This window comes from Thermoclostridium stercorarium subsp. stercorarium DSM 8532 (assembly GCF_000331995.1).
Lineage (GTDB): Bacteria > Bacillota > Clostridia > DSM-8532 > DSM-8532 > Thermoclostridium > Thermoclostridium stercorarium.
The window spans coordinates 1,507,839-1,519,723 of record NC_020134.1 but is presented as its reverse complement, the minus strand read 5'-3'; the positions used below and the strand labels follow the sequence as shown (position 1 = coordinate 1,519,723).

The 11,885-nt window shown below is 42.4% G+C and carries 10 protein-coding genes; all 10 read left to right on the top strand.

What is annotated here, in order from left to right:
* The first annotated feature begins 10 nt into the window (after window positions 1–10).
* The 10 genes from CST_RS06630 (at window position 11) to CST_RS06585 (ending at window position 11,870) form a co-directional block, all read left to right on the top strand.
* The gene (locus CST_RS06630) at window positions 11–190 is read left to right on the top strand and encodes a hypothetical protein (protein WP_015359080.1); all 180 of its coding nucleotides are present in this window, start codon (window positions 11–13) and stop codon (window positions 188–190) included.
* A gap of 85 nt (window positions 191–275) precedes the next feature.
* Window positions 276–1,313 carry an AI-2E family transporter gene (locus CST_RS06625; protein ID WP_015359079.1) on the top strand — a complete coding sequence of 346 codons (1,038 nt, stop codon included), beginning with the start codon at window positions 276–278 and terminating at the stop codon, window positions 1,311–1,313.
* A 105-nt stretch (window positions 1,314–1,418) separates the two neighbouring features.
* Complete coding sequence (locus tag CST_RS06620) at window positions 1,419–2,375, top strand: ribose-phosphate diphosphokinase (RefSeq protein ID WP_015359078.1); 957 nt, start codon at window positions 1,419–1,421, stop codon at window positions 2,373–2,375.
* A 416-nt stretch (window positions 2,376–2,791) separates the two neighbouring features.
* The gene (alaS, locus tag CST_RS06615; protein ID WP_015359076.1) at window positions 2,792–5,431 is read left to right on the top strand and encodes an alanine--tRNA ligase; all 2,640 of its coding nucleotides are present in this window, start codon (window positions 2,792–2,794) and stop codon (window positions 5,429–5,431) included.
* A 53-nt stretch (window positions 5,432–5,484) separates the two neighbouring features.
* The gene (locus tag CST_RS06610) at window positions 5,485–5,829 is read left to right on the top strand and encodes a histidine triad nucleotide-binding protein (RefSeq protein ID WP_015359075.1); all 345 of its coding nucleotides are present in this window, start codon (window positions 5,485–5,487) and stop codon (window positions 5,827–5,829) included.
* 140 nt (window positions 5,830–5,969) lie between these two features.
* Complete coding sequence (gene rpsU / locus CST_RS06605) at window positions 5,970–6,146, top strand: 30S ribosomal protein S21 (RefSeq protein WP_015359074.1); 177 nt, start codon at window positions 5,970–5,972, stop codon at window positions 6,144–6,146.
* A 245-nt stretch (window positions 6,147–6,391) separates the two neighbouring features.
* A complete protein-coding gene (gene recJ, locus CST_RS06600; protein ID WP_242823528.1) occupies window positions 6,392–8,557 on the top strand; it encodes a single-stranded-DNA-specific exonuclease RecJ in 2,166 nt (721 codons plus the stop codon).
* 10 nt (window positions 8,558–8,567) lie between these two features.
* On the top strand, window positions 8,568–10,751 hold the full coding sequence (locus CST_RS06595; RefSeq protein WP_041746652.1) for a RelA/SpoT family protein: 2,184 nt from the start codon (window positions 8,568–8,570) through the stop codon (window positions 10,749–10,751).
* Window positions 10,752–10,762: 11 nt separating this feature from the next.
* Window positions 10,763–11,224, top strand: coding sequence for a D-aminoacyl-tRNA deacylase (dtd, locus tag CST_RS06590; protein ID WP_015359071.1), 462 nt, complete (start codon window positions 10,763–10,765; stop codon window positions 11,222–11,224).
* Between the two features lie 13 nt (window positions 11,225–11,237).
* Complete coding sequence (locus tag CST_RS06585) at window positions 11,238–11,870, top strand: MBL fold metallo-hydrolase (RefSeq protein ID WP_015359070.1); 633 nt, start codon at window positions 11,238–11,240, stop codon at window positions 11,868–11,870.
* The last annotated feature ends 15 nt before the right edge of the window (window positions 11,871–11,885 follow it).

Below are 11,885 nucleotides of genomic sequence, written 5' to 3'. Positions count from 1 at the left end.
GAGGAAGCATATGAAAACAGGATTTACAAGTGGCGTCATAATAGGAGGAATTGTCGGGGCAGCTGTTTCCATGATGGTAAACGGCGATATTAACATGAAAAGAACAAAAAGACGCATCATGCGAATGGGCAGGGATGTTTTCAGAAAATCCCGCCGTTTGGTTGCCGACATCGGAAATTTGATGCAGTAAACTGCAATGAACTAAATCTTCCCTTTTGAAAACCTTTTCTTAAAACATTTTGTTTTAAGAAAAGGTACATATCCGGAGGTGCAGAGTGAGGATAAATCGGTGGACAAGGAATGGTATTGCCGTTGGTCTTGTGGCGGGAATTCTTTTTTTTGCACTGTTTTTCAGCAGGGAAATATTAAGAGCCCTACTTCCGCTCATAACGGGAATCATTGTATCATATATTCTGCTGCCACTGGTGGAATGGTTTGAGAATCTGAAAATTTCAAGAACAACAAGCATTCTGTTGTCAATTTTCCTGAGTTTTGCGATAATCCTGATGATATTCATATGGCTGATCCCTGTTTTGATTGAAAATGTCAGGGATCTTACAAAAGTTCTCCCCGAACTTTATAATTCTGCATTGGTAAGCTTCACTGATTTTATTCACAGAAACATACCCGACAATTTGCGCAATGATATTATGCGCGAAACCGAAAAATTTTTCCTTAACCTTCAGGAACGGTTCGTCAGCCGGCTACATGATTTCATTTCCATTCTGCCCAAAAAATTATCATTGATAATTGATATTCTTATTGGTTGGATATTATCATTCTATATATTAAAGGATAAGGAAACAATAATTGAAAGTCTGAAGTTTGTTTTTCCTGAAAGATACAGAAATGAGGCTGTATGTTTTCTTCGCGACATACACAGAATTGTTGTAAGATTTATCCAGGGTCAATTGCTTGTAGCATTTATTGTAGGCATTATTGAGGCGCTTGGCCTTTACATTGTCGGGATGCCTTACGCGCCTCTTCTCGGTTTTATCGGCGGGATATCCAATGTTATCCCGTATTTTGGCCCGTATATAGGAGCCGTACCCGCCGTTTCAATAGCCCTTACAATATCCCCGTGGACAACTGCAGCTACTGTTCTTGTTTTTACAATAGTTCAACAGATTGACAATTTATATCTCTCGCCAAGGATAATAAAAGAAAAACTGGGACTGCACCCGGTCACGACAATTATGTCGGTTACCGTGGGCGGAAGAATTTTCGGTTTCTTTGGCCTTATTTTTGCCGTGCCTCTGGTGGCTGTAATTAAAGCAGCAGTTAATAAAATTTACAGAATGATATCGGGGTAAGTAAATTTTGGGCTTTTGACGTTTTTTACATTGAAAGGCTGTAATTTTTGTAATATCATGAAATTGCCGTATACAGATTGATAATTTGTGAAAGGGGAATTGGCTATGCCCGGTGATGAAACGGAGATTAAAATATTTGCCGGGAGTTCAAGCATAAACTTCGCAGAAAAAATGTGTAAATATCTGGGAACCGAACTTGGAAAATCCCAGGCAATAAAGTTCTCAGAGGGCAATACTTTCGTAAAGATCCTCGAAAAAGTCAGGGATAAGGATGTGTACATTGTCCAAACCATTGGCTTAAATCCGAATGACGATTTCATGGAACTTCTGTTCTGGATTGACGCGTTCAAGCGTTCCAGTGCCGCTTCGGTAACGGCGATTATCCCATATTTCAGTTATGCAAAGGGAGACAAGAAGGATGAACCGAGAGTTTCAATCAGAGCAAGGGTCTGTGCTGATTGCCTTGAAATAACGGGAGTTGACCGGATTGTGACAATGGATCTTCACAGTCCGCAAATCCAGGGTTTTTTCAAAAAACCCGTCGATCACTTGTACGGATTTCCGATTTTATGTGAATACATCAAATCAAAAAACATTGAGAACACAGTCGTGGTGTCTCCCGATGCCGGCTTTGCTAAGAACGCGAGAAAAATTGCCACAATCCTTAAGGCTCCTGTGGCCATAGGTGACAAAATACGCACCGATCATAACGAAAAGGCGCAAGTTCTTGAGATTATCGGGGATGTTAAAGGAAAAAATGCAATAATCGTCGATGATTTTACCATTTCCTGCGGAACGCTGATAGATACGGCGCGGGCATTAAAGGAAAACGGTGCTGAAAAAATATATGCATGCGTAACCCATGCACTTTTACGGGAAAAGGGGCTTAAGGCACTGGAAGAAAGCGATATTGAAGAGCTGATAGTAACCGACACCGTAGAAAATCCGATGGTTTCCGGGCATCCAAAGATAAAGGTGGTATCTGTCGCGCCACTTTTTGCAGAGGCGGTGAAAATTATTCATAACAGGGAGTCATTGAGCCGGCTGTTTGACAATATATAATCTTTCCCGACTGCAAATGTGATAATAAAATACCGTTGATCAATAAAGGCGGGCACAGTTTGCCAGAGCTTAAAACACAGGCAGCGATTGCAAAATCCTGTGTGTGGATGCTGAATGATCATATCTGATTATGTAACCTGTGACGCTGACAAAAAAGTGCTCTGTCCTCATTGTATTGCGTGATGGTTTCGGAAAAATGCCGCAAAGAAGGTTTTGGATGTGGAAAAAGCATAACTTACTTGACGCAATTCTGTCGGTTTTAGTATACTTTATTAAGATTAAGCAAAAAGAAAAATATGTTGACTAATAAACTCCGGTCTTCACTCATGGTCGGGATTTTAACCGGCATGGCTGAAGACATTAATAATATTTACAGGTAGGGAAAAATACAAAAAGAACTAAAGCGAGGGTTCAGCATGCAGAAATTTGGTTTGAATGAGTTAAGAGAAAAATATCTGTCCTTTTTTGAAAGCAAAGGCCATCTGAGGTTACCCAGTTTTTCTTTGGTACCCGAAAATGACCCGAGTGTTTTGTTGATTAATGCGGGAATGACGCCATTGAAGCCATATTTTACCGGTCAGAAAATTCCGCCGTCACGCAGGGTTACCACATGTCAGAAATGTATCCGCACGCCTGATATTGACAATGTGGGAAAGACATCACGGCATGCTACGTTTTTTGAAATGCTTGGTAATTTTTCCTTTGGTGATTATTTTAAGAAAGAAGCAATTACGTGGGCGTGGGAATTCTTTACCGAAGTTCTCGGGATTCCGGAAGAAAGGCTTTACGTTTCAGTATATTTTGAAGATGACGAAGCTTTTGACATATGGAACAAGGTAGTGGGTCTTCCAAAAGAGAAAATTTTCAGGATGGGCAAAGAGGATAATTTCTGGGAACATGGAACGGGTCCGTGCGGTCCGTGTTCTGAAATATATTTTGATCGCGGAAAGGATAAAGGATGCGGCAAGGAAACATGCACTGTAGGCTGTGACTGCGACCGTTTTATTGAGGTTTGGAATCTTGTGTTTTCGCAGTTTGACCGTCAGGAGGACGGGACGTATTTGCCTCTGAAGCAAAAGAATATCGATACGGGTATGGGACTGGAAAGACTGGCGTGTGTTGTTCAGGGCGTGGACAACATTTTTGAGGTTGATACCGTTCGGACGGTGCTGGACCATGTATGCCGCATAGCAGGGGTTAGGTACGGCGAGGATTATAAAAAGGATGTGTCAATACGGGTCATAACAGACCATATAAGAGGGTCTTCGATGCTGGTATCCGACGGTGTACTGCCTTCGAACGAAGGAAGAGGCTATGTTTTAAGAAGGCTTATCCGCCGGGCGGCAAGACATGGAAGGCTGCTTGGCATTAAAGACGCTTTCCTTTCAGAGCTTGCGGAAACCGTTATTAACGTTTCAATGGGAGCTTACCCGCACATGGATGAAAAGCGGGATTATATAAAAAAGGTAATATCCATTGAAGAAGAAAAATTCTACAATACAATAGATCAGGGCATGAATATACTGGAAGAATATGTAGACGAATTAAAGCGTCAGGGCAGTGATACAATAAGCGGCAGTATGGTTTTCAAACTCCATGACACCTATGGTTTTCCCGTTGACCTTACACGCGAAATAGCCCAGGAACATTCCATGAAAATAGACGAGAACGGTTTCCACGAGGAAATGAGAAAACAGAAGGAAAAAGCTCGTGAGGCCCGTCTGAAAAAAGAAAATTCTGCATGGGAAAAGGATCTGTTCAGCGGGGGATATAAATCTGTCGTCACTGAATTTACAGGTTATAATGAATATGAAACAGAAGCGACTGTCAGGTTCATTGTCCTTGATGGAAAGCTTGTGGAAAATGCACAGATGGACGACGAGGTTGCCGTTGTTCTCGACAGAACTCCGTTTTATGCTGAAAGCGGTGGTCAGGTAGGCGATACCGGTGTTATAACCGGCGATAATTTTAAGATGACGGTTAACGACTGCAAGAAGACATCGGACGGGAAATACCTGCATTACGGGAAAATAGAATCGGGAATGGTGCAGGTTAATGACAGGGTAATTGCAAAAGTGGACATTGAAAGAAGAAAGTGCACCGCAAGGAATCATACCACAACCCATATACTTCACAGGGCGCTGAAAAAGATTCTGGGGGATCATGTGCATCAGGCAGGTTCCTTGGTTGCACCCGACAGGCTGAGGTTTGACTTTACCCATTTTTCACCGCTTACAGAGGAGCAAATTGAAGCCGTGGAAAGTGAGGTAAACAGTGTAATTCTTTCCAATTATCCTGTTACAGTACGCGAAATGCCCCTTGAAGAAGCGAAAAAAGCAGGTGCGACCGCATTGTTCGGGGAAAAGTACGGCGACATTGTCCGGGTTGTTTCGGTCGGGGACTACAGTATGGAATTATGCGGCGGCACGCATATCAGTTCATCGGGAGAAGCAGGCCTCATCAAGATTATTGGCGAAAGCGGCATTGCGTCGGGAGTAAGGAGAATTGAAGCACTCACAGGTACCGGTGCTATTTCGTGGTACAAAAACAAGGAAAGGACGTTAAGAAAAGTAGCTGAGATAGTTAAATCGACTCCTGATGACACACCTTTTAAGGTTAATAATTTGGTGGAAGAAATCAAGAATTTACAGAAGGAGCTTAACTCTATCAAGGACAAGTTGGCAAATCAGTCGGTTAATGATTTGCTGAACAAAGCAGAAGATGTTTCTGGTGTAAAGGTACTTGCTGCAAGGCTGGATCAGCTTGACATGACTGCACTCAGAAACATGGCTGATACACTGAAAAACAAACTGGGAGCTTCTGTTGTTGTACTTGCTTCAGGATTTGACGGCAAGGTAAGCCTGGTTGTATCGGCTACGAAAGACGCGGTTAGCAGAGGAATACACTGTGGTAAGATTATAAGTGAAGCAGCGAAAGCCGCAGGCGGTGGCGGCGGCGGAAGGCCAGACATGGCTCAGGCCGGAGGTAAGGATGTTAATGGCATTGATAATGCAGTAAAAATTGCTGTTGCGAAAATTAAGGAGCAGCTTGGGTAAACCGCCTGAATTTCTTACTTTGCCTGAATAAATTATTTTAGGAGGAGATACCGATGTCGGATTGTGTATTTTGTAAAATAATAAACGGGGAAATACCATCCAGTAAGGTATATGAAAACGATGACGTAATTGTTTTCAGGGATATTAATCCGGCAGCGCCTGTCCATGTACTTGTTGTACCGAAGGTTCACATTGAAAGCCTTGAAGCATTGAACCATGAGAATATCGATGTGGTAGGGAAGATACATGCGGCAATACTTGAGACCACAAAAATCCTGGGGATCAATAAAGAAGGATACAGGGTTGTGGTAAACTGCGGCAAAAACGGCGGTCAGACGGTACCGCATCTTCATTACCATGTACTTGGCGGAACGGTTTTCGGTGAGAAAATGGTCTGACGCGCCAGAAAAATATTGACGCGGTTTTAAGCCTTATTATATAATAATCTTAAGTGCTTCAGGCAGGAAAAGAAATTTACCTGCTCGATGGAATAATTCCCCGGCACGACTGTACGATACAGAAGAGGGGAGGGAAGAACGTGTCAGAAGTAATAGTAAGAGAAAATGAATCCCTGGACAGTGCACTGAGAAGGTTTAAGCGGCAATGCGCGAAAGCAGGTGTACTTGCAGAGGTCAGAAAAAGAGAGCATTACGTTAAGCCCAGTGTAAGACGTAAAAAGAAATCTGAAGCTGCAAGAAAGAGAAAATCGAAATAGCGGAAAAATATTTCAGTTGCAGCCTGCCTGAAGGGTTAATCGCCATGAGTGCATGGTGTGGTTATTCCTGTAAGGCTGCGATGATTAAAACCAAAAAGTATGTAAATCCTACAGAAAAATGCTGTGGATAAACAAGCCCGAAGATAAGCCTTCGGGCTTTTTATAAGTTTTTATTTTCATGTAAAGGCAGTTTCTCTGCCTTTTTAAACTACTTCGGAAAAGAACGGAAAAGAAACATGATATTTATGTTAGATGATTTTTTTCTTGGAAATGAAGCCATATGGGAAGTGGGGCAACCTGATCCCGTGCTTGTAAGGCAGTTGTCGGAAAGTTTAAAGCTCCCGACCATTCTTGTGAAAGTACTGGTAGAACGTGGGTTGACCGATCCGGAAGCCATAATGAATTTTCTTAAGCCTTCAGCGGGGAATTTATACGACCCGATGCTTTTGCCTGATATGGAGAAAGCGGTAAACCGAATATTGGAGGCAAAGGAACTTAATGAAAAAGTACTGATATACGGTGACTATGACGTCGACGGAATTACCGCAACGGCAATCATGTATTTGTTTCTTAGCTCGCTCGGCTTTGATGTTTCTTACTATATTCCTGATCGTATTGACGAAGGCTATGGCATATCCGAGGCTGCGGTCGGGTATCTTTCCGAGCATCACTTTGACCTTATGATTACGGTGGATTGCGGGGTTACAGCTAAGGACAGGATTGAACAGATAAAGGAAAATCTTGCTTTGGCGGGCAGAAAAATGGACATAATTATTACAGACCATCATCAGCCTGATATTGAAAATCTGCCGGATGTCCTGGCTTTGATAAATCCCCATCTGCCAGACAGCATATATCCGTTCGACAAGCTGTGCGGCGCGGGTATCGCTTTCAAGCTTGTACAGGCGTTATGTAACAGGTTGAATCTTGGCAATGTATATTTTAATTACATAGATTTGGCATGTCTCGGCACTGTCGCAGATATAGTGGAACTTACCGGGGAAAACCGTGTCATTGTCAATATTGGTCTGAAAAAGATAAAAAAATGTCCAAACCCGGGAATACAGGCATTGCTGAATGTTGTGGAAATCGGCAATGCAAGTGTGGATGCGTATAAGCTGGCATTTATTATTGCTCCCAGGATAAATGCCGCAGGAAGAATGGGAGATGCCACAAGGGCCGTAAAGCTTTTGACTTCCTCCGATTTGTTTTACTGCGAAGAACTGGCAAGGCAATTGCATAATGACAATTACACAAGGCAGAAAATACAGAACGAAATTTACCAGAAGGCCGTGGAAATTATAGAAAGTGATCCGGAATATATAAAACGGAAGGTTATTGTGGTAAGCGGAGAAAACTGGCATAAGGGTGTAATCGGTATTGTAGCGTCAATGCTGGTGGAGCGGTATTATAAACCATGTTTCGTATTGTCGGTTTTTAATGATGAAGCCGTTGGGTCTGCGAGAAGCATTGACGGATTTAATATTTATGACGCCATGGAATATTGCCGTGATTTGCTTGTGAGATACGGAGGCCATGAAAAGGCGGGCGGGCTTACTATAAAAAAATCAGATATAAACAGGTTTTGCGCGAAAATAAATGAATTCGCCGACGAGGTTCTGGCTGATTCGCCCATGTTGCCCAGGCTTAAGGTTGATGCAGATGCATCGGTAGAAGAAATAAACATAAATTCGGCGCAGTATTTAATGGCAATGGCTCCTTTTGGTGAGGGAAACCCGTCTCCTCTGTTCAGGCTAAGGGAAGTCAATGTGCTTGAAGTAATGCGGATAGGTGCCGACCAAAGCCATTTGAAACTTTTGCTTGGGACGAACCAAAACCCGATTTCTGCAGTGGCGTTCAAAATGGGCTGTCTGGAACAATTTATAAGAAAAAACGGTAAAATCGACGTAATTTTTGAAGTCGGCATTAATGAATATATGGGAAGAAAAAATGCCGAAATTATTGTAAAATATGTCAGGATGCCCGAAAAACTTCTGGAAAAAAACAGAATTCTTCTTAAAGCGTCCGAAAAGGTTGAAACGCTTGATATTGACCCGAATTGGATTTATAATAGTATCAATAATCATCTGGTAAACTGCGACGACATAGCGCTTTCACGACAGGAACTGGCTGTACTTTACAGGTATTTTCAGAAAACCGGAAGCCGTACATATACAAGAAGTCAGTTATTTGAAATCGCTTGCTGTATGGATAACGGCACGGTGAAGATGAACTATTTCAAGGTTATTTCAGGTATACTTATTTTAAATGAACTTAACATAATCAGGTATTCTTATGCGGGAAACGGCAATTATGTGATAGACATTGCTGACGTTAACGGCAAAGCATCACTTGAAAGTTCAAAAATTTATTCTTTTTTGCACAGTTTGGCTGATGCTTATGAAAAATGACGGTGATTTGATGCTCGAGGAATATAACAGGCTGATAGAAAAACTTAAATCTAACGGAAAGGAATATAACTGGGGGCTTATAGAAAAAGCGTATAAATTTGCCTGTATAGCTCATGAAGGACAGAAAAGGAGTTCGGGGGAGCCTTTTGTCATTCACCCGTTACAGGTGGCGTATATTCTTGCTGAAATGGAAATGGATACTGCTACGGTAGTTGCAGGCATGCTGCATGACACGGTGGAAGACAGCTCGTTTACCTATGAGAACACGCTGAAAAACTTTGGTGAAGAAATTGCCAATCTTGTGGATGGGGTCACAAAGCTTGCCAAAATCCCATATACCAACAAGCAGGAAATCCAGGCCGAAAATTTGAGAAAAATGTTTCTGGCAATGTCGAAAGATATCCGGGTTATTATCATAAAACTTGCAGACAGGCTGCACAATATGCGCACGCTGAAGTATAAGCCGCGGGAAAAGCAGATTGAGATAGCTCAGGAAACTCTGGATATCTATGCTCCTCTTGCACACCGTCTTGGAATCTATAAAGTCAAGTGGGAACTGGAAGACTTGAGCTTCAGATATCTTCACGAAAAAGAATATTATGACCTTGCAGAAAAAATAGCCAAAAAACGCAAAGAACGCGAAGAGTATATAGAAAACATAATGAAAACCGTTGCGGAAAAAGCCATGGAAATGGGGATTGAAGCCCATATTGACGGGCGGCCCAAACATTTGTACAGCATATACATGAAAATGAAACGACAGCACAAAGAGCTGGACCAAATCTATGATCTGTTCGCAATCCGCGTTATCGTAAATACGGTCAAGGACTGTTATGCCGTTCTGGGACTGGTTCATGAACTATACAAGCCTATGCCGGGTCGTTTTAAGGATTATATATCGATGCCTAAACCCAACATGTACCAGTCACTGCACACCACGGTAATAGGCCCTGAGGGTATTCCGTTTGAGGTTCAGATCCGAACATGGGAAATGCACAGAATAGCCGAAGTTGGTATAGCCGCGCACTGGAAATATAAAGAAGGCGGACGCCAGAATGACGATTTGAGTGAAAAACTGGCATGGCTCAGGCAGTTACTGGACTGGCAGAAAGAAACCACCGATCCCGATGAATTCATGGAAAACCTTAAAATTGATCTTTTTACGGACGAAGTTTTTGTTTTTACTCCGAAAGGCGATGTTAAATGTCTGAAAGCGGGTTCAACACCTATAGATTTCGCCTATGCAATCCACAGTGATATAGGAAACAGAATGATAGGCGCCAAAGTTAACGGGAGAATTGAAAGCCTTGATTATGAACTTAAAAACGGCGACATTGTTGAAATAATTACTTCGGCTACAAGCAAAGGACCAAGCCGCGACTGGCTGAAAAAGGTAAAAACCTCTCAGGCAAGAAATAAAATTAATCAGTGGTTCAAGAAGGAAAAGCGGGACGAAAACATTGCGCGAGGCAGAGAGCTTTTTGAAAAAGAGCTGAAAAAACAGGGGCTCAGCAGTCAGCAGATTTTAAAACCCGAAATTTTTGCCGCTGCGTTTAAAAAATACAATTACCACGATATGGACGACCTGTACTTGGCGATAGGCCTGGATGCCATTTCCAGCGGTAAGGCAGTGTCCAGACTGAAGGAAGAATACCGGAAGACACTCCCCCCGGAGGAACAGAAACAGTTACTTGAAGAAGAGAAAAAGAAAGAATTGAGTAAAAAGCAAAAAGAGCGTCCCGCACCGGAAACGGGTGTAATAGTAAAAGGAATTGAAAACTGCTTGGTCAGGCTTTCAAGGTGCTGTAACCCTGTACCCGGTGATGAAATCGTGGGATATATCACGAGAGGGAGGGGAGTATCGGTCCACAGGAAAGACTGTATTAATATTCAGAGCAACCTGAATGACAATGAAAGGCTTATTGAAGTTGAGTGGTACAAGGGCAAGGCGGCTTCATACCAGGCCGAGCTGGCGGTAAAAGCCCATGACAGAACCCATTTACTGCTTGAAATAACAAATGTCATAAGTGATGCGGGAGTGCCGCTTAAGGCGATTAATGCAAGAACAACAAAGGACAATGTGGCTGTGATGAATTTAACGGTGGAGATAACCGACACCGAACAGCTGGAAAAAATAATTAATCGCATAAGGCGTGTGCCTGACGTGTTTGAAATAACGAGAAACAACAAATAACGGAGGAGTTTATGCGCGCAATTGTCCAACGAGTTAGTAGTTCCAGCGTGGTAGTGGAAAATCAGACGGTAGGAAGAATAAATAAAGGCCTGACGGTTTTACTCGGAGTGGGAAAGGATGATACCCGCTGGGACCTGGAATACCTTGCGGATAAGATTGTCAACCTGAGAATTTTTGAAGATGAAAATCATAAAATGAATCTATCGGTTCTTGACATTCAAGGGGAAATACTCGTTGTATCCCAATTTACGCTTTATGCCGACTGCCGCAAAGGAAACAGACCAAGCTTTACCGACGCCGCTCCGCCTGATATGGCAAAAGAAATGTATTTGGAGTTTGTAAAATACCTAAAGGAAAAATATCCGTTAAAAGTTGAAACAGGTGTGTTTCAGGCCGAAATGCATGTGGAAATTCACAATGAAGGGCCTGTTACCATTTTTCTTGACAGTTCAGTAAAAAGAAAAAACGGTTGAGGTGGATTTGATCGTGATTATCGAATGCATACCTGACGGTTTGATTCAGTCAAATGTTTATATAGTGGCAAAGGACGGCGAGGGTGTGGTAATAGACTGCGGATGCCCACCTGAAAAAATACTGGAAACTGCAAACGGAAAGAATATTAAGCTGAAGCATGTTATTTTGACTCACGGGCATTTTGACCACATATACTATATAGATCAGTTGAGGAACATGATTGATATTAGAGTCCACATCCATGAGCTGGATGCTCCGTGTTTGTCGGATCCTTTTTTAAACGGTCTTGCTCAATTTCCGGTACAGGGTTCTTTTACTTTCAGACCTGCCGATAATCTTCTCAGGGATGGAGATGTGATCGAATGTTCGGGGCTTTTTTTTAAAATAATTCACACACCTGGACATACCAGGGGCGGAATATGCATATTGGTTGACAATGCCCTTTTCACAGGAGATACTCTGTTTAATTCATCGATAGGAAGAACCGATTTTCCCGGCGGTTCAATGGATGAGCTTATACGATCCATCAAGGGGAAATTATATATTTTGCCCGATGATACAAACGTATATCCCGGTCATGGCATTACAACGACTATAGGGTATGAAAAGAAATATAATCCCTTCTGCCGGGCGGTGGACAACTGAAATATAAAATGCGGG

What these genes read in the sequence shown, in the direction of transcription:
- alaS (WP_015359076.1), top strand. Translation starts at nt 2,792, where the DNA reads ATGCAGAAATTTGGTTTGAATGAGTTAAGAGAAAAATATCTGTCCTTT.
- dtd (WP_015359071.1), top strand. Translation starts at nt 10,763, where the DNA reads ATGCGCGCAATTGTCCAACGAGTTAGTAGTTCCAGCGTGGTAGTGGAA.
- CST_RS06610 (WP_015359075.1), top strand. Translation starts at nt 5,485, where the DNA reads ATGTCGGATTGTGTATTTTGTAAAATAATAAACGGGGAAATACCATCC.
- CST_RS06620 (WP_015359078.1), top strand. Translation starts at nt 1,419, where the DNA reads ATGCCCGGTGATGAAACGGAGATTAAAATATTTGCCGGGAGTTCAAGC.
- recJ (WP_242823528.1), top strand. Translation starts at nt 6,392, where the DNA reads ATGTTAGATGATTTTTTTCTTGGAAATGAAGCCATATGGGAAGTGGGG.
- CST_RS06630 (WP_015359080.1), top strand. Translation starts at nt 11, where the DNA reads ATGAAAACAGGATTTACAAGTGGCGTCATAATAGGAGGAATTGTCGGG.
- CST_RS06595 (WP_041746652.1), top strand. Translation starts at nt 8,568, where the DNA reads ATGCTCGAGGAATATAACAGGCTGATAGAAAAACTTAAATCTAACGGA.